The sequence below is a fragment of the Arthrobacter pullicola genome (assembly GCF_014836875.1).
GTDB lineage: Bacteria > Actinomycetota > Actinomycetes > Actinomycetales > Micrococcaceae > Arthrobacter_B > Arthrobacter_B pullicola.
The window spans coordinates 45,671-63,264 of record NZ_JACSQC010000001.1 but is presented as its reverse complement, the minus strand read 5'-3'; the positions used below and the strand labels follow the sequence as shown (position 1 = coordinate 63,264).

Here is a 17,594-nt window from a genome sequence, read left to right as displayed (position 1 = left end):
TATGTGGACACGAGAAGAGATGGCGGCCATCGCCGCGTCCGAGCTGCAGGATGGCCAATACGTCAACCTGGGCATCGGCATTCCCACCCTGGTGGCGAACCACCTGCCCGACGGCGTGAGAGTGTCCCTGCAGAGCGAAAACGGGTTGCTGGGGATGGGGCCGTTCCCCTTCGAAGGGGAGGAGGACGCTGATCTGATCAATGCCGGCAAGCAAACCGTGACCGTGCTTCCGGGTGGCAGTTTCTTCGACTCGGCGACGTCTTTCGGAATGATCCGTGGCGGCCATGTAGAGACAGCCATCCTGGGCGCACTTCAGGTATCCGCCGCCGGAGACCTGGCGAACTGGACCATCCCCGGCAAACTCGTCAAGGGGATGGGCGGGGCGATGGATCTGGTTGCAGGGACTCCGCGCGTCATTGTGATCACCGATCATGTTTCCAAGGACGGGGAACCCAAAATCGTGCAGCAGTGCAACCTGCCGCTGACGGGTGTTGGCGTGGTTGACCGCATCATCACCGACCGTGCCGTTTTTGACGTTGTTGACGGCGGACTGGTGCTTCGGCGCACAGCACCAGGGGTCCAGCCGGCGGACCTGGAAGGCTGCACTGCCGCACCCTTTCTGGTCGACTTGGAGACGGCGGCCGCAGCATGAAGGCGCTGGTAGCCGGCTACGCCCGGACCCCGTTCACCCGTTTCAACGGCGTGCTGGGCTCCGTTCCGGCAACGGTCCTGGGAGGACACGCGGCAGCAGCCGCCCTGCGGCGGGCGGGTGTCCGCCCCGACCAGGTGGACCGGCTGGTAGCAGGGCAGGTGCTCCAGGGCGGAGCCGGCCAGAACCCGGCCCGCCAGACCGCTGTGGCGGCAGGTATCGCGTTGAACGTCCCGGCCCTGACGCTCAACGCTGTCTGCCTCTCCGGGATGGAGGCCGTTGCCGAAGCCGCCAGGCTGATTGCCGCCGGCGAAGCTGACGTGGTGGTCGCCGTCGGCCAGGAGTCCATGACCCGGGCGCCGCACCTTTTCCACGGCAGGCAGGGGCAGCGCTACGGGTCGCTGGAAGTTCTGGACTCCCTGGAACACGACGGGCTCAGCGATGCGTTCGAGCGCCGCTCCATGGGGGCATCGACCGAGGAGGGGAACGCTGAGCTCGGCCTGGACCGGGAATCCCAGGATGCCTGGGCTGCCCGGTCACATCAGTACGCGGCAGCCCATGCGTCTGCTCTGGCGGAAGAAACAGCCTCCTATTCGGGAGCGTCCGGGCGCGGAGAAGCCGTGGCCGACGTCGACGACGGCGTCCGCCCGGACACCACCGCCGCTTCCCTCGGGAAACTGCGGCCCGCCTTTGCCGGGGACGGAACGATCACCGCCGGCAACTCATCCCAGATCAGTGACGGCGCGGCGGCGGTGGTAGTCGTCAGCCCTGAAGCTGCCGGACGTCTGGGGCTGAACCCGCTGGCGGTGGTTGAATCCCATGCGCTCGTGGCGGGGCCGGGGGTGCGGCTGCACGCCCAGCCGGCCAACGCCATCCTTGCCGCGTTGAAGGGATTGGAGGCCGAGGTCGAGGACCTGGCCGTGGTGGAAATCAATGAGGCCTTCGCCGCCGTCGCCGTCCACTCGACGCAGCTGCTGGGCATGGACCCGCTGCGAGTGAATCCGCGGGGCGGGGCAATCGCACTGGGGCACCCCATCGGTGCCTCCGGAGCCCGCATCGTCGGTTCCCTGGCGCTCCAGCTGGCCGCGAAGGGCCCCGGAGCATGGGGCGCCGCTGCGATTTGCGGCGGCGGCGGGCAGGGCAGCGCCGTGGTCCTGCGCTCAGTCTAAGCACCTCGCCCGGGCCAGCAACCGCCGCAGCAGTACTAACGGCCTGCGCTCCCATATCTGGCCCGCGCACCACTGTGGGACCCAGTCGACAGCCCTCCGGACGGGGCGGATAAGGCGGCTTTAATACTCCGGCGAGCTCTGCGAGCAAGGAGTTTCGTTGCCGCCGTTCCGTCCCGCCCGGCGGGCGGACCGGAAACACGGGCGTGGGGAACCTACTTCCACCAGGAATCGAGAATGGAAACCGGCGTGGTGCGCTTGTGGCGGGTCGCCAGGTACCGCTTCTCTATCTTCTCGGCGGTTTCCCCGGAGACGCCGCGGCCCTCGAGGTAGTCGTCGATCTGGTCGTAGGTGATGCCCAGTTCCGTTTCGTCCGTCTGGCCGGGGACACCGTCAAGCAGGTCTGCCGTCGGGACCTTGCCGACCAGGGCGTCCGAGGCACCCAGGGCGGAAAGCAGCTGACGGACCTGGCGCTTGTTGAGGCCGAACAGCGGCAGGATGTCCGCGCCGCCGTCGCCGTACTTGGTGAAGAACCCGGTGACCGATTCGGCGCCGTGATCGGTGCCGATGACCAGCAGGTTGTGCTGGCCGCCGACGGCGTACTGGGCGGTCATGCGCACCCGCGCCTTGATGTTGCCCTTGTTGAAGTCGCTGATGGTCTCGCCGCCGGACATGGCGGCGTACTCCTTTTCGAAGCCGTCCACCGCTTCCCCGATGTTGTAGACCCAGGAGGTTTTGGGCCGGATGAAGTCCAGGGCGGCCTGCGCATCGTCCTCATCGTGCTGCACGCGGTAGGGCAGGCGGAGGGCGATGAAGTTGGCGTCGGTGCCCTCGGCGTCCAGCTCTTCGACGGCCAGCTGGGCCAGCCGTCCGGCCAGGGTGGAATCCACCCCGCCGCTGATGCCCAGCACGAATCCCGCGGTGCGGGAAGCGAGCATGTACTCCTTAAGGAAGTCCACCCGCCGGCGGATCTCCGCGGCCGGATCGATGCTGGGCTGCACACCCATTTCGGCAATGATTTGTGCTTGTAGTTCACGCATGGCGTTCAGCCTATCCAACGCAGGCTCAATCCAGCAGGTTCAGTCCCGGCGGTTCAGTCCAGCAGGCTCAGCGCAGCGCGTGATGCGAATCACTGGGCCCGGAGGGGGTGGGTGCGGCTGGCCTGACCCGGGACGGGCCGGGGTGCTCCGATAGGATTGGGACCATGACTTCCCCGCAGACCGCCGCGTCCCGTGCCCGCCTCCTGGAACTGATCAAGGAACTGGCGGTGGTGCGTGGAAAGGTGATCCTCTCCAGCGGCAAGGAAGCCGATTACTACATTGACCTGCGCCGCGTCACGCTGCAGCACGAGGCCTCCCAGCTGGTTGGCGAAGTCATGCTGGACATGATCGAATCCGCAGGCATCAGCTTCCAGAGCGCCGGCGGCCTGACAATGGGCGCCGACCCCGTCGGCACAGCAGTGATGAACGCTTCGGCCCGCAGCGGCGGCACCGTTGACGCCTTCGTCGTCCGCAAAGCGCAGAAGTCCTACGGCATGGGCCGCCAGGTTGAAGGCCCGGACGTCTCCGGCCGCGACGTCGTCGTGCTGGAAGACACCTCGACCACCGGCGGATCCGCGCTGGCCGCCGTCGAAGGTGTCCGCAAGGCGGGCGGTAACGTGGTGGCCGTCGCGGTAATCGTGGACCGCGACACCGGTGCCAAGGAACGGATCGAAGCCGAAGCCGGAGTCCCGTACCTGTTCGCGTTCGGTAAGGACGAGCTCGGACTCGACTAGGTCCAACACCTGCAGCGGGAGCCTATGACCGATGACCCAAAAAAGGTCCTGCGCTCGGCGTCGGACCTTGGACGCTACTCGCGGCGGCGGTTCCTGGTGGGAGCTGCCGCGGGCCTGACGCTGGCCACGGACCTGTTTGTCACCCGGCTCATCCAGGAGGGCCGAGAGGAACTGGAAATCCTCCCGGTGCGCGACGACGAAGCGGCCGCCCGCTTCCCGCGGGCCATGTGGTTCCTCTTTCCCGGGTACAAGACCAGTTGGGAAGAAGCCGTCTGGATCCTCAACTCGCTGCGCCCGGCCCTGGCCAGCCGCGGGCAGATGGCCGCCGTCGGCTACTCCAATAAGGGCCTGGACGTGGACACCGTGGAGGCCGAGGTGTTCCGCTACATCCGCAACCGCCGGATTAACCGCGTCTACTTCTACGGGCACAGCTTCGGCGGGATGCTCGCGGTCGAAATTGCCGCACGGCTGCTGGCCCGCGGTGTGCAGGTGGAAATCATCATCCTGGACTCCAGCCCGTCCGGCCGGTTCGATGTGCTGGACGCCGGCATGATCCGGGGCGTGGTCTTCCTCTACGAGGCCGGCGCGCGGATCCCCAGTGCCCTGCGCGGCGGGTACGAGCTGGGAGAGCGGATCCTGCACAAGGACGAACGCAGCTGGAGCACCATCGCGGACCAGACGCTGGAGCAGCTCTCGCCGCTGGCTCCGTCGAGCACCCTGATCCAGTCGGAATCGTCCTACATTTACCACTACAACGCAGCAGCCTTCGCCGGCGGCATCGGGAAGGCCGAGCTGGCGTTCCTGGGCAACCCGGATGACACCACGGTGAATTATTACACCGCCCGGCAGCGCTGGACCGAACTGTTCCCGCAGAACATGGTGTCCAACGCCCTGATCACCGAGGGCGCGCGTCCGGCCCACGCCAGTCCACAGTGGAATCCGGTGATCTATCAGCGGGTGGTCCAAAACATCCTGGACACTTACGCACCCCTGCCGGCCACCGGCGGGGGCGGCAGCAAAACGCCGTTCTAGACCGTGTTGATCAGGTCCGCCACGGAGTTGATCACCTGGGACGGGCGGAACGGATAGCGGCTGATATCTTCCCGCTGCGTGATTCCGGAGAGCACCAGCACGGTGGTCAGCCCGGCCTCGATGCCGGCGACGATGTCCGTGTCCATCCGGTCCCCGATCATGCCGGTGGTTTCCGAGTGCGCGTCGATCTTGTTCATGGCCGAGCGGAACATCATGGGATTCGGCTTGCCCACAATGTAGGGCACGCGGTCCGTGGCGGCGGTGATCAGTGCCGCAATCGCACCGGTCGCCGGGATAGGTCCCTCCGCGGAAGGGCCGGTGACATCCGGATTGGTGGCAATGAACCGGGCGCCGTCCAGGATCAGCCGGATGGCCTTGGTGATGGTGCCGAAGGAGTAGGTCCGGGTTTCGCCCAGGACCACGTAGTCCGGGTTCGTGTCGGTGAGGATCAGCCCCGCCTCATGCAGCGCCGTCGTCAGTCCCGCCTCGCCGATCACGAAGGCGCGGCCCGGAGAAGAGGAGTTCTTGAGCTGGTCCTTCAGGAACTCCGCAGTGGCCAGGGCAGAGGTCCAGAGGTTCTCCTCCGGGACCTCCAGGCCGGAAGCATGCAGCCGGGCGGCCAGGTCCCGGGGCGTGTAGATCGAGTTATTTGTCAGCACCAGGAACCGCTTGGAGGTGTCCACCCAGCGGTTGATCAGCTCCGAAGCCCCGGGGATCGGCTGGTTCTCATGAACCAGCACCCCGTCCATGTCGGTCAGCCAGCACTCGATGTTTTCGTTTTCGCCCACGGTTCCCTCTTCCTGCGCTTACTCCTGGCAGGACTGCGTGCGCCCTAACGGCGCCGGCACAGACCTGCTCCGCCCGGTGCGGATGCGGGATGGTCCAGTCTTTCACCTTACGCTGGAAGGGTGATAGAGAGCCCTGAAACATTACCCGTTCCCGAACCCGGACCGGTGGACCCCGCAGTCCCCGAGGTCGGCGTCGGGCCGTGGGAAGGGCCCTGGCCCGAGGGGGAGCACTGGGACCCTGAACTGCTGGCCGCCGGCGACCGCCGGAACGTGGTGGATGAATACCGCTACTGGAAGCAAGACGCGATTGTTGCGGACCTGGACACCAAGCGCCATGAATTCCACGTCGCCATCGAAAACTGGCAGCACGACCTGAACATCGGGTCGGTGGTGCGCACGGCCAACGCTTTTATGGCCAAGGAAGTGCACATCATTGGACGACGCCGGTGGAACCGGCGCGGAGCCATGGTCACCGACCGCTACCAGCACGTCCGGCACCACCCGACGGTGGAGGACTTCACCGAATGGGCCCGGTCCGAGGGTCTGGCGATCATCGGGATTGATAACTTCCCGGACTCCGTGCCGCTGGAAACCTACGACCTGCCGCGTAACGCTGTCCTGGTCTTCGGCCAGGAAGGCCCCGGCCTGACGCCGGAAGTCCACGCAGCGGCCGAAGCCACCCTCTCGATCGCGCAGTTTGGCTCCACCCGCTCCATGAACGCCTCCGCGGCGGCCGCCATTGCGATGCACGGCTGGGTCCGCCGGCACGTCTTCGGGCAGAAAGTCTCCTGACCCCGGGGAAGGACTTTAGCCACCCTGCTGCTCCCGGGGCACTTGTGGCTAGGATGGGAGGAGCCAAAGAGGGCCCGGCCCTGCCGCATTTTCTCAACTTCGCTAAGGAGTCAGCATGCCTATTGCAACCCCCGAGATCTACGCAGAGATGATCGACCGGGCCAAGGCGGGGGGATTCGCATACCCGGCGGTGAACGTCACCTCCTCCCAGACGCTGAACGCTGCGCTCGCAGGCTTCGCCGAGGCCGGTTCTGACGGCATTGTCCAGGTCTCCACCGGCGGGGCCGCCTACTGGTCCGGAGCCTCCGTCAAGAACATGGTCACCGGTTCGGCGGCCTTCGCCGCGTACGCCCGCGAAGTAGCCAAGAGCTACGACGTGAACATCGCGCTGCACACCGACCACTGCCCCAAGGACAAGCTGGACGACTTCGTTCTGCCGCTGCTGGCCATCTCCGAAGAGCGCGTCAAGCGCGGTGAAGATCCCCTCTTCAACTCGCACATGTGGGACGGTTCCGCCGAAACGCTGGACGAAAACCTCAAGATCGCGCAGGACCTGCTGGCCCGCACCGCGGCCGCCAAGATCATCCTCGAAGTTGAAATCGGCACCGTCGGCGGTGAAGAAGACGGCGTGGAGAACGAGATCAACGAGAAGCTCTACACCACCGTGGAAGACGGCATGGCCACCATCCAGGCCCTCGGCGACGGCAGCAAGGGCCGGTACCTCACCGCTCTGACCTTCGGCAACGTGCACGGCGTGTACAAGCCCGGCGGCGTGAAGCTGCGCCCGGAGATCCTGCAGGAGATCCAGACCGCCGTTGGCGCTTCGATCGGCAAGGAAACCCCGTTCGACCTGGTCTTCCACGGCGGCTCCGGCTCCTCCGCCCAGGAGATTGCCGACGCCGTGTCCTACGGTGTGGTGAAGATGAACATCGACACCGACACCCAGTACGCCTACACCCGCCCGGTGGCGGATCACATGTTCCGCAACTACGACGGCGTCCTGAAGGTCGACGGCGAGGTTGGCAACAAGAAGCAGTACGACCCCCGCGTCTGGGGAGCCTCCGCCGAGAAGGGCATGGCCGCGCGCGTGGTCGAAGCAGCACAGTCCCTCGGATCGGCAGGAAAGCACCTCTAATGTCAGACGAATTCCGCAAGAACCTGCTTGGTCCCGAGCCCACCTACCTGCCCGAGGAAACGGACGTCCTGGCCCGCCTCGCCGCCGGGGATGAGCCCGTGGACCTGGCAGCTCAGTTCCCCACGTCCTCCCTGGTCTGGGCGCTGCTGGCCGACGAAGCCTACGCCGAGGGCCAGCCCGTGGAGTCCTACGCCTACGCCCGCGTGGGCTACCACCGCGGTCTGGACGCCCTGCGCCGGGCCGGCTGGCGCGGCGCCGGACCCATCCCGTGGGAGCACGAACCGAACCGCGGGTTCCTGCGTGCGCTGTACGCCCTGGGCCGCGCGGCCGCCGCTATCAATGAGGCCGAAGAAGTGGACCGGATCGAGAAGTTCCTGGACAGCTCCGACCCAGCCGCCAAGGCCGCGATCGAAGCCGCATAACTGAACAGCACCAGCTGAAACATCACCGGAGGCGCCTTCCCCAGCGGGAGGGCGCCTCCAGTGTTTAGCCGGTGAGGGCCGACGGCGGTTACCAGCCCCAGGTGCCCGGCGGGCCCTTGAACGGGCCGGTCACGCGGCTGGTAATCCAGCCGCCGTAAAAGTCGCCGTCCTGCGGCTGCACCTCCTCGCCGTCCACCCGCACAGAGTCCATCAGCCCCGGGTACAGGGCGGCCGTATCGGCCAGCTCCTCGTAACCGGGGGCCGGGTGCGGATAGGCCCAGGCGGCCCGCGCGGCACGGTGGCCGCCGGAGACGACGTCGTAATAGGAGGCAGCACCTTTGAATTCGCAATGGGTCACGCCCGGCACCGGGTGCAGCACCCCCGGGGCGAAGGCGTTCAGGGGCAGGTAGTAGACCGGCGGATGGCTGGTTTCCAGCACCCGCAGCGCCGAGGAGGTCTGCGCCACCAGCGTCCCGCCCAGCCAGACCTCTACGGACTCATCGCTCGGTTCGACCCGGGGCGGGCGCGGGTAAGACCAGACGGATTCGGCATGCGGATGAAAACGGTTCTCCATGGCCCACTCACTTCGGTTCGCGCCTCGCGGGCGGTGATGGTGGTGGTGACGGCGAGGATCTGCGGCCGGACCGGCACCGATGAGAATCCGAACCGCACCGGCGGGCTGACCGGGGCCAGCTGCCCAAGGTCCTTCCCATTCCAGGAACACTCCGCCGCGGTGACACGCCGGATGGAGCGTACGCCGTAATACTCCAGCCGGTCCCCGGTGGTTCCCGCGGTCTGCACGCCGCGCACGATCAGGCCGGCCAGCGGGTTCAGGGCCCGCAGCCAGAGTGGATGCACTGCCAGCGGCGCCGGCACGGTCTGCAGCATGCGGCCCAGGAAAGTCACCCGGCCCAGTTTGGCCCGCAGGCGCAGCGGACCGCCGTCGACAGTCAGAGTCCCGCCCTCGAGCCGCGCGCTGACGGGGACAACGTCCACAGCGTCGAAGGAATACGTGGCGGAAACGTACCGGGCAATGTTTTCGTCAGGGGCCAGCAGCAGGCGGGAACCGAAGCGGTTCTCCACCATCACGTCGGTGAAAGGACCGAACGGAGAGTCGGGCCAGTGGCCCACAACCAGGCGGGTTCCGGAGGCGGTGCCCAGCCCGGCAATATAGCCGCGGAAGCGCTCCATGGCTTAAACCGTACGCCCGGCGGGCCGCTTCCGGAGGGGGCGGGCTGGAGATCGGCTAAACTTGACTGGTAAGAGCCCCGCAGCTTGAGCGTGTTCCACGCCACGAGTGCAGGGGCGTTCTCATGCACGGTAGCGGTTCAGCGCCTGGCGCGGCTCCCTAACGTAACTAATGGGGGAGGATCCCATGCCAGCAATTGTCATCGTCGGCGCCCAGTGGGGCGACGAGGGTAAAGGTAAGGCCACCGACCTTCTCGGCGGCCGCGTCGATTACGTCGTCAAGCCCAACGGCGGAAACAATGCCGGCCACACCGTCGTCGTCGGCGGTGAAAAGTACGAACTGAAGCTGCTGCCCGCCGGCATCCTCAGCCCCAACGCAATTCCTGTCATCGGCAACGGCTGCGTGGTGAACCTCGAGGCGCTGTTCGCCGAAATCGACGGCCTTGAGGCACGGGGGGCGGATACCTCGAAGCTGCGGATCTCCGCCAACGCCCACCTTGTTGCTCCGTTCCACCAGGTCATGGACAAGGTCACCGAACGCTTCCTGGGCAAGCGTGCCATCGGCACCACCGGACGCGGCATCGGCCCGGCCTACATCGACAAGGTGGCGCGTCTCGGCATCCGCGTGCAGGACATCTTCGACGAGTCGATCCTGCGGCAGAAGGTCGAAGGTTCGCTGCGGCAGAAGAACCAGCTGCTGCTGAAGGTCTACAACCGCCGCGACGTGGACGTCGAAGAAACGGTGGAGTACTTCCTCTCCTACGCGGACCGGCTGCGCCCGATGGTCATCGACTCGGTCTACGAGCTGAACAAGGCCCTCGACGAAGACAAGGTCATCCTGATGGAAGGCGGCCAGGCCACGTTCCTGGACGTTGACCACGGCACCTACCCGTTTGTGACCTCCTCCAACCCGACCGCCGGCGGCGCATCGGTGGGCTCCGGCATCGGCCCCACCCGCATCAACCGCGCCGTGGGCATCATCAAGGCCTACACCACCCGCGTTGGCGCCGGCCCGTTCCCCACCGAACTCTTCGATGACATGGGCCTGTACCTGCAGAAGACCGGCGGCGAGTTCGGTGTGAACACCGGGCGCCCGCGCCGCTGCGGCTGGTACGACGCCGTGCTGGCGCGCCACGCTTCCCGCGTCAACGGCTTCACGGACTACTTTGTGACCAAACTGGACGTGCTCACCGGCATCGAGAAGATCCCGGTCTGCGTTGCCTACGACGTCGACGGCGTTCGGTTCGACGAGATGCCGATGACGCAGACCGACTTCCACCACGCCAAGCCGGTCTTCGAGTACTTCGACGGCTGGACCGAGGACATCACCGGCGCCAAGACGCTCGATGACCTGCCGGAGAACGCCCGCAACTACGTGCTGGCCCTGGAAAAGCTTTCCGGCACCCGGTTCTCCGCGATCGGCGTTGGTCCGGACCGCGACCAGACGATCGTGATCCGCGACCTGATCAGCGAATAGTTTCCTTAGCAAAGGCCCCGCAGCCGTTTGGCTGCGGGGCCTTTGCTATGCCGAGGGCGAGGAGAAAACACGGCCGTACCGCACTTCGGAGACAGGAGGATCAAACCGGCAGTCCTCCCAAGTACCGCCGTCGTCGACCCAGCCGTGACTGGTGTAGCTGCCCGCCACGCTGCAAGGTGAATCGCGGCCAGGCGTCGGGCGTCATTCTCGGCGGGAGGCCGGACAGATATCTCGACGGTGTTCATGTGTTGGATGGTACAGAGCCCCGCGCCCTACTCCGTTCTCCCCGAGAGGATGCAGAACTCGTTGCCCTCCGGATCGGCCATCACAACCCAGGACACATCCGGTCCCTGGCCGACGTCGGCCAGGACAGCGCCAAGGGCGAGCAGCCGCTCGACTTCCTCCTCCTGGGTGCAGCCATCCGGCACCAGGTCCAGGTGCAGCCGGTTCTTTGCTGTTTTGGGTTCGGGGACGGGGAAGATGTCGAGTGGCGGGCCCAGGAAACCATTTCGCGGGGCCAGGCTGATACCACCGTCGAGCTCCTCGGCCACCCGGTAGTCCAGCGCCCGGGTCCAGAACCCGGCCAGCAGAGGGACGTTAACCGCATCGAGGGCGAGGGATGAGAATCTGCTGCTCACGGCTGGCTCCTTCGACGGCGCGTAAAAAGTACCTGCGAACCTAGCAGCGGCGTTCTTCGGGAGTCAACGGACCAGTCTCCCATCCACGGACCGAGCGCGTAAGGGCGCCTACGCTGCCACATCACCCGGACAGCTACCAGCGGTTCCGTGCCTCCTCCACCCAGCCTTCCAGGCCGTCGAGCCGGTAGCGGGTGCCGTCCGGCGACGCAGCCCAGCCGGACCAGGAACCGAAGGCCTGCCAGATTTTTGAGGCCACCAGCACGGCGTTCGTGGCGGCCCGGCGCCGGTGGAACGGGGTCAGCACCGCGTCGATCCAGTCCCCGCGGACCTGCCACGGTCCCATGGGATTGGTGAGGTCGTAGCTGAACTCCAGCTCGCCGTCGTAGTGGTGCAGCACGCCGTCCACGATCAATGCGTTCTCCGTGGCCGGCGTGCCGCCGGTCCACAGCCCGCCCAGCTGCAGGCCGAGCCGGGATCCGCCCACGGTTCCGGAGCCGGCCGCCCAGATCCACCGCTTGGAGTAGGGCCAGCGGCCCCGGCCGCGGTCCAGCACGGCGAAAGCGCCGTCGCCGCCAACCGGGTACTCCCGGCCATCCACGGTGACGGTACCGCTGACGTCCCGGGCCACGTCCTTGAGCGTGTACTGGTAGCGGGTATCCGACCAGGGGACCACTACGCCGAGCACGTCGCCGGCGGCGGGTGCATAGAGTTCGACGCCGATGCGTTCCGAAACAGCCCGAAGATGCGTGCCGCCGTCGTCGTCGTGAAAGCGCAGATGCGTCCCGCCCATGGTTCCGACAGCCGTCAGCGGGGGTGCAGCGTTGGGCAGGATGACGGTGGAACCGGGCGGTATGGTCAGCGGGTCATAGCTGATCTCCTTGCCGGTGGCCCGCTCCAGGACATAGAGCTGCAGGGCGGCCGCGTAGTCCAGGTGCACGATCGTCATGTCGACCGCAAGCTCCGGTGTCAGCACACCCCAGTACTCCCAGCGCTTGGTCCGCCAGCCGTGCCGCAGGCCCGAGGGCAGGTGCGCGAAGCTGTGCAGGGCAGTGCGGGAGAAGCCTGTGGCGGCGGGATTCAGGGTGCCGTCCGCGCGGGACAGCTGCACCGGTTCCTTGATCTCTTCCATGCCGCCACAGTCTAGGACGCAGGCGGCACAAACTCCGGCTCATCCGGGCTCCATACTCCCGCAGGTCCTGACGGCTGCTGCGGCGGCGGCGTAGCGTGGCCCTATGACTACTCAGGCGCGTGCCGCGATCCTGCGCGGTGTCCACGAACCCTTTGAAATCACCGACGTCACCCTGGATGATCCCCGGCCGGACGAGGTCCTGGTCCGGGTTACCGCCGCGGGCGTTTGCGGAACCGACCTCGGCGTCCAGGCAGGGCACATTCCCTTTCCCCTGCCGGGAGTCCTTGGGCATGAGGGCGCAGGCATCGTGGAGGCCGTCGGATCCGGAGTGACCTCCGTGGTGCCCGGCGACCAGGTTCTGCTGAGCTTTTCCAGCTGCGGAGTCTGCCGGAACTGCCGCCTGGGCCACCCGGCCTATTGCACGGACTTCCTGGACCTGAACCTCATTGGTGGGCAGCGCATGGACGGCACCGCCACCATCACCAAGGATGGCAAAGGGGTCCACGGACATTTCTTCGCCCAGTCATCCTTCGCCAACTACGTCCTGGCCGATGCCCGCGGTGTCACCAAGGTGGACCCGGACGCGGACCTGAGCCTGCTGGCCCCGCTGGGCTGCGGCATTCAGACCGGAGCCGGAGCCGTGCTGAACGTCCTGCGGCCGGAGCCTGGATCCATCCTCGCCGTGTTCGGCGCCGGTCCCGTGGGATTGGCCGCGGTGATGGCCGCCGCGCTGTCCGGTTCCACCCGGGTTGTGGTGATGGACCTGGTGGACTCGCGGCTGGAGCTGGCCCGCGAACTGGGGGCCACCGACGTCGTGAATTCCGGCAGTACCGACGCGCTGCAGGCCCTCTTCGAACTGACCAACGGCGACGGTGTCACGCATGCCCTCGAAACCACGGGCAGCACCCGGGTGGCGGCCACTGCCGCGGATGCGCTGGCGCCGCTGGGCAAGCTCGGGCTGATCGGCGCTCCGGCCGCCGGATCCACCGTGGAACTGGACGTGAACTTCATGCTCAACGGCCGCCAGGTCATTGGCATCACGGAAGGCGATGCCACACCGCAGCTGTTCCTGCCCGCGCTCGTGGAACTGGTCCAGCAGGGCCGGTTCCCGCTGCAGAAGATGATCACCCGGTACGGGTTCAACGAGATTAACGACGCCGCCGCTGCAGCCAAAGCGGGGGAGGTGCTGAAACCTGTGCTCCACTTTGAGGACCTGCACTAGGCTGGAAGAAAGTCCGGTCCTCAAAGGCAAGGCGGTAGTCCAATGTTGGTCAGCGTAGGTCAGTTCAGCCCCACGGGGGACGTCGTGGAAAACCTGGCGGCGATGCGCTCGCTGGCTGAGCAGGCCAAGGGCGAGGGTTCGGAGCTGATCGTGTTCCCGGAGGAGTCGATGTTCAGCATCGGCAAGGTGGAGGGGACCCTGGCTGCAGCGGTCGACGCCGGTTGGAGCACCTTCGTCCAGCAGCTTTCCCTCCTGGCCGCGGAACTGAAAATCGCAGTGATCGCCGGGGGTTACGAGTCCTCGGGAGAGGAACGGCCCTACAACACGCTGGTGGCGATCGAGTCCGACGGCCGGATCGCAGCGACCTACCGGAAGCTCCACCTCTACGATGCGTTCAGCTACCAGGAGTCCACCCGGATCAAAGCAGGTGACCGCGGGATCCAGGTAGTGGAACTCGGTGGCCTGCGGGTGGGCCTGATGACCTGCTACGACCTCCGGTTCCCCGAACTTGCCCGGGCACTGGCCGTCCAGGGTGCGGACCTCATCGCGGTTCCGGCCGCCTGGTTCAAGGGCGAACACAAAATCGACCACTGGGAAACGCTGCTCAAGGCACGGGCGATCGAGAACACCGTGTGGATCGCAGCCGCAGGCACCTCCAGCGGCCACACCATCGGGCACTCGGCCATCCTGGATCCCATGGGCGTGCCGCAGGTTTTCCTGGCTGAGGAGACCGCCGGGGTGGCCACGGCGGAAGTGACGCGGAACCGCATCGAAGAGGTCCGGGAATTCCTGCCCGTGCTGCAGAACCGACGGTTCGCGGTCAACGAGCAGATCGAGGCTGCCAACTAGCTTTAGTACCGCAGCGGTCTCTGCCCCCTATGGCCTGCGGCTCGCTCCGGTTTGGGACAAATCGCACGCCATGGGACTTTCCTGCCGTGGCGCCACGCAGGAAAGTCCCCAACTGGCAGGGATGTCCCAAAGGGCAGGGAAGCTGCCTCCCGCGGTGTCCCCAACTGGCAGGGATGTCCCCAAGGGCAGGGAAGTCAGCTAGCTCCGAGGAGCGTCGGCAGACGGCGTCGGCAGCTCGATCGGCTGCCGGCCTTTCCCCTTGACCAGGAACTGGTAGGCGGCCAGCATCAGCAGGAGCCACACCACACCGACGATCAGGGCCGTCCGTCCAGGGCCGGTGAAGGCGAGGATGACGGTCACCAGGCCCATGAAGGCCAGCGTGGCGTAGTTCAGGACCGGCCAGCCCGGGAAGGGGAAGCCCGCCGACGGGGTCCCCTCCCGGCGCATCTGGCGGCGCATGCGGTGGTGGCTGAGCAGGATGGAGGACCAGGTGAAAATGGTGGCAAAGGTGGCGGTGGAGGCAACCACCAGGAAGAGCTGCTCAGGGATCCACAGGTACAGGCCCAGTCCGCCGAGAAGGCTGGCCATGATGATCGCCACGGGCCAGACAGGAACACCGAACCGCGAGACGCGGGTGAATTCCTGCGGAGCGTGTCCCTGTTCGGCCAGGCCGTACATGGTGCGGGAGGCCGCGTAGAAGATTGAGTTCATCGCGGAGAGGGCTGCGGTGAGGACAACGGCATTGATCAGGTGTTCGGCGAAGGGGATGCCCAGCCCGGCGAAGACCTGAACGAAGGGGCTGCCCTCCGAGCCGATCCTGTCCCAGGGCAGGAGGCAGAGCATCACTCCCAGCGAGAGCACGTAGAAAAGCAGGATCCGCACCGGCACGGTGTTAACAGCCTTGGGGATCGCACGTGTTGGGTCGCCGGTTTCGCCGGCAGTCACACCGAGGGTTTCGACGCCGCCAAACGAGAACACCACGATTCCCAGGCTCATCACGATGCCCCACACCCCGAACGGTGCAAACCCGCCGTGATCCACCAGGTGGTTGACGCCGGGCTCGTAACCGCCGGTGCTGACGCCGAACACAATCAGGTAGAGCCCGCCGGCAATCATCGCGACGATGGTGGAGACCTTGATCAGGGTGAACCAGAACTCCAGTTCACCGAAGACGCTGACCCGCATCAGGTTGAGCCCGCCGATCAACAGCATGGCAGCAATCATCCAGAGCCAGCCCGGAGTGTCCGGGAACCACAAACCCATGTACATGCTGACCGCTGTCATGTCCGCGATGGCAACAATGACCATTTCGAACGCGAAGGTCCAGCCGGTCAGGAACCCCATCCGGGGGCCAAGGTAGCGGCCGGCGTACTGGGCAAACGAGCCCGCGACCGGGTGGCGGACCGCCATCTCACCTAGGGCACGCATCACCAGGAACACGGCGCAGCCAGCGATGATGTAGGCGATGAGCACGGCGGGACCGGCGGCCTGGATGGTCTCGGAGGAACCATAGAAGAGACCGGTGCCGATAGCCGAGCCGAGGGCAATAAAACGGATATGCCGCAGTGAAAGACTGCGTCTAAGCTCTGTGTCGTGGTGCGTGCTGGAGTTGCTGAGGGTCATCAATATCCTGTGCCGCGGGGCTTGGCCGCGGGTTGCTGGTCCGGCGCGCAGCGGGCCTTGTTGATCCCGGCCGGCCGCGCCGCCTCCGCCGTCGGGAAGGCGGAGCCCGGTTAATTCTCCCACATTCCCTGTGCGCCGGCTCCGGCGGGGCGGACGGAGAGCCCACACCCGGAGGGTGGAAAAGAAACTTTGGCTGCCGCGTAACCTTTTCGGCGTCCACTGCGATTACCCCTGTGTAATGGCCGTGCCGGGGCTTATCCCCCCAGCAAGCTCCGGCACGGCTATTTCCCAGCGGGACCTGCCTTGGCGGGGTACGATTTGGTTCGCCCCAACGTCCCAGATCGAAAAGACCCCGCCTTGGCTGACCCGCTGACAGAGCAGATGGTCTCCGAGGCGCGCGCAAAAAATCCGGTGGCCCTGCGGGCGGTTTATGAGTCCCTGGCACCAGGGGTCCTTGGGTATCTGAGATCCAAAGGCTGCGAGGATCCGGAAGCCTTGGCGCAGGAGGTCTTCCTGACAGTCTTTTCCCAGTTGCCAACCATTACCGGTGGAGCGGCCGGACTGCGGACCTTCGCCTTTTCGGTCGCCCACGCCAGGATGGTCGATGACCACCGCCGGCGGGAACGCCAGCCCGTGGCAGCGCCGTACGATCCGCTGGCGGACACCCGGTACACCCCGTCCGCCGAAACGGCGGTCCTGGAATCGGTGCTGGCAGCGGAGCCGCTCCTGGCAGGCCTCACCGAGCAGCAGCGCGAGGTCCTGCTCCTGCGGGTGGTGGCGGATCTGTCCCTCGAGGATTCCGCCGTGATTATGGGGAAGACGGTTAACTCGGTCAAACAACTTCAGCGGAGGGCCCTCATCGCCCTTAAGGAACGAATCACAGGAAAGGAGGCAACGGAGCATGAACAGTATGTCCAGCAACCCCAATGACGAGGAAGCCATCCGACGCCTCTTGACGGAATCAGGCGTAGAGGCCACTCAGGAGCTTGAGGCGGCGCTTCTCCGCATGCGCGAATCCGGCCGGGAAGCGGCACCGGCGCCGTGTGCAGAACTCGAAGCCCTCTTCACCGCCGGGGTAACGCCCCTGCGGAAATCCACCCGCAGGCGGGGCTTCCTGCTCGGCGGCGCGGTGATTGCCGCGATGGCAGCGGGCACCACCGGTGTGGCGGCAACCAGCCATGACTTCTGGGTTACGGCCGAGACATCGCACGAAGCGCCCGCTCCTTTCACCTACGAAGAGGTTCCGGCCCCCACACCGGAACCTCCCCTGGAGCCCGCCATCCCGGCCCCGGCCGAGACGGCTGCGCCGGCCCCGGTCCCGGTGCCCGCGGAGGAAACCCCAGCTGAGCCCGTCCCTGCTGTGCCGGCCCCTGCGGCAGATGAAGCGCAGCCCGGTCCCGGCGCAAACCAGGACTGGTCCACCAGCGACCGCGGGCAGGGTCATGGACAGGGGAACGGGCGCGCGGAACGCCCCGAGAGTCAGTGGCACGACGACGACGACGATGATGACGACGACGACGGGTTCCGCGGCCAGCACCGGGCTGAACAGTCCGGCGGTTGGCAGCAGCGAAACCCAGGCAAGGGTGCGGAGGATTCGCGCAGCGGCACATCCAACGTGTGGCAGCCCATTGGCGACGGGAGCCGGAACCACGGCGGAAACTCCGCTTGGGGTCCCGGCTCCCGCTAGGGCATCGCTTCCGGACAGACCTT

Annotated in this window: 19 protein-coding genes; 12 read left to right on the top strand and 7 right to left on the bottom strand. The window is 66.4% G+C overall.

Going from position 1 to position 17,594, the window contains the following annotated elements:
- Window position 1: 1 nt before the first annotated feature.
- Both H9638_RS00325 and H9638_RS00320 read left to right on the top strand, forming a co-directional pair.
- Window positions 2–652 (top strand): CoA transferase subunit B, encoded by a 651-nt coding sequence (locus H9638_RS00325; RefSeq protein ID WP_191745214.1) that lies wholly within the window; start codon window positions 2–4, stop codon window positions 650–652.
- The gene (locus H9638_RS00320) at window positions 649–1,818 is read left to right on the top strand and encodes an acetyl-CoA C-acyltransferase (protein ID WP_191745213.1); all 1,170 of its coding nucleotides are present in this window, start codon (window positions 649–651) and stop codon (window positions 1,816–1,818) included. Before H9638_RS00325 ends, H9638_RS00320 begins: the two co-directional genes overlap by 4 nt.
- Window positions 1,819–2,030: 212 nt before the next feature.
- On the opposite strand, the gene nadE is transcribed toward H9638_RS00320, so the two are convergent.
- Window positions 2,031–2,855, bottom strand: a complete 825-nt coding sequence (gene nadE, locus H9638_RS00315; RefSeq protein ID WP_191745212.1) for an ammonia-dependent NAD(+) synthetase — start codon at window positions 2,853–2,855, stop codon at window positions 2,031–2,033.
- Between the two features lie 164 nt (window positions 2,856–3,019).
- Between nadE and pyrE the strand changes: the two genes are divergently transcribed.
- Window positions 3,020–3,589, top strand: a complete 570-nt coding sequence (gene pyrE / locus H9638_RS00310) for an orotate phosphoribosyltransferase (protein WP_191745211.1) — start codon at window positions 3,020–3,022, stop codon at window positions 3,587–3,589.
- Window positions 3,590–3,613: 24 nt separating this feature from the next.
- Window positions 3,614–4,621: a thioesterase domain-containing protein gene (locus H9638_RS00305; protein ID WP_191745210.1), complete on the top strand. Its 1,008-nt coding sequence runs from the start codon at window positions 3,614–3,616 to the stop codon at window positions 4,619–4,621.
- Here H9638_RS00305 and H9638_RS00300 read toward each other — a convergent pair.
- Window positions 4,618–5,370, bottom strand: a complete 753-nt coding sequence (locus H9638_RS00300) for an HAD-IIA family hydrolase (RefSeq protein WP_191745756.1) — start codon at window positions 5,368–5,370, stop codon at window positions 4,618–4,620. The genes H9638_RS00305 and H9638_RS00300 overlap by 4 nt on opposite strands.
- A 204-nt stretch (window positions 5,371–5,574) precedes the next feature.
- Between H9638_RS00300 and H9638_RS00295 the strand changes: the two genes are divergently transcribed.
- The 3 genes from H9638_RS00295 to H9638_RS00285 all read left to right on the top strand — a co-directional run bounded on the left by H9638_RS00295 (window position 5,575) and on the right by H9638_RS00285 (window position 7,758).
- On the top strand, window positions 5,575–6,201 hold the full coding sequence (locus H9638_RS00295; protein WP_318241727.1) for a TrmH family RNA methyltransferase: 627 nt from the start codon (window positions 5,575–5,577) through the stop codon (window positions 6,199–6,201).
- A 115-nt stretch (window positions 6,202–6,316) separates the two neighbouring features.
- Complete coding sequence (gene fbaA, locus H9638_RS00290) at window positions 6,317–7,336, top strand: class II fructose-bisphosphate aldolase (RefSeq protein WP_191745208.1); 1,020 nt, start codon at window positions 6,317–6,319, stop codon at window positions 7,334–7,336.
- Complete coding sequence (locus tag H9638_RS00285) at window positions 7,336–7,758, top strand: DUF3151 domain-containing protein (protein WP_191745207.1); 423 nt, start codon at window positions 7,336–7,338, stop codon at window positions 7,756–7,758. Before fbaA ends, H9638_RS00285 begins: the two co-directional genes overlap by 1 nt.
- 88 nt (window positions 7,759–7,846) lie before the next feature.
- On the opposite strand, the gene H9638_RS00280 is transcribed toward H9638_RS00285, so the two are convergent.
- Together H9638_RS00280 and H9638_RS00275 are read right to left on the bottom strand one after the other, a co-directional pair.
- On the bottom strand, window positions 7,847–8,332 hold the full coding sequence (locus H9638_RS00280; RefSeq protein ID WP_191745206.1) for a DUF427 domain-containing protein: 486 nt from the start codon (window positions 8,330–8,332) through the stop codon (window positions 7,847–7,849).
- Entirely contained in the window at window positions 8,248–8,949 is a 702-nt protein-coding gene (locus H9638_RS00275) for a hypothetical protein (protein WP_318241726.1), read from the bottom strand. Before H9638_RS00275 ends, H9638_RS00280 begins: the two co-directional genes overlap by 85 nt.
- 184 nt (window positions 8,950–9,133) lie before the next feature.
- Between H9638_RS00275 and H9638_RS00270 the strand changes: the two genes are divergently transcribed.
- On the top strand, window positions 9,134–10,423 hold the full coding sequence (locus tag H9638_RS00270) for an adenylosuccinate synthase (protein ID WP_191745205.1): 1,290 nt from the start codon (window positions 9,134–9,136) through the stop codon (window positions 10,421–10,423).
- Window positions 10,424–10,695: 272 nt separating this feature from the next.
- On the opposite strand, the gene H9638_RS00265 is transcribed toward H9638_RS00270, so the two are convergent.
- A complete protein-coding gene (locus tag H9638_RS00265) occupies window positions 10,696–11,061 on the bottom strand; it encodes a VOC family protein (RefSeq protein ID WP_191745204.1) in 366 nt (121 codons plus the stop codon).
- Between the two features lie 133 nt (window positions 11,062–11,194).
- Window positions 11,195–12,190 carry a DUF2804 domain-containing protein gene (locus H9638_RS00260; RefSeq protein WP_191745203.1) on the bottom strand — a complete coding sequence of 332 codons (996 nt, stop codon included), beginning with the start codon at window positions 12,188–12,190 and terminating at the stop codon, window positions 11,195–11,197.
- A gap of 103 nt (window positions 12,191–12,293) precedes the next feature.
- Between H9638_RS00260 and H9638_RS00255 the strand changes: the two genes are divergently transcribed.
- Complete coding sequence (locus H9638_RS00255) at window positions 12,294–13,412, top strand: NAD(P)-dependent alcohol dehydrogenase (protein WP_191745202.1); 1,119 nt, start codon at window positions 12,294–12,296, stop codon at window positions 13,410–13,412.
- Between the two features lie 42 nt (window positions 13,413–13,454).
- Entirely contained in the window at window positions 13,455–14,261 is an 807-nt protein-coding gene (locus H9638_RS00250) for a carbon-nitrogen hydrolase family protein (RefSeq protein WP_191745201.1), read from the top strand.
- Between the two features lie 198 nt (window positions 14,262–14,459).
- Here the strand turns inward: H9638_RS00250 and H9638_RS00245 are convergent, their stop codons facing one another.
- Window positions 14,460–15,884 carry an amino acid permease gene (locus H9638_RS00245; RefSeq protein ID WP_191745200.1) on the bottom strand — a complete coding sequence of 475 codons (1,425 nt, stop codon included), beginning with the start codon at window positions 15,882–15,884 and terminating at the stop codon, window positions 14,460–14,462.
- A gap of 357 nt (window positions 15,885–16,241) precedes the next feature.
- Here H9638_RS00245 and H9638_RS00240 point away from each other — a divergent pair, with 357 nt between their 5' ends.
- Together H9638_RS00240 and H9638_RS00235 are read left to right on the top strand one after the other, a co-directional pair.
- Window positions 16,242–16,814 (top strand): RNA polymerase sigma factor, encoded by a 573-nt coding sequence (locus tag H9638_RS00240; RefSeq protein WP_191745199.1) that lies wholly within the window; start codon window positions 16,242–16,244, stop codon window positions 16,812–16,814.
- Window positions 16,786–17,571 (top strand): hypothetical protein, encoded by a 786-nt coding sequence (locus tag H9638_RS00235; protein WP_191745198.1) that lies wholly within the window; start codon window positions 16,786–16,788, stop codon window positions 17,569–17,571. The genes H9638_RS00240 and H9638_RS00235 overlap by 29 nt, the downstream gene beginning before the upstream one ends.
- Window positions 17,572–17,594 lie beyond the last annotated feature (23 nt).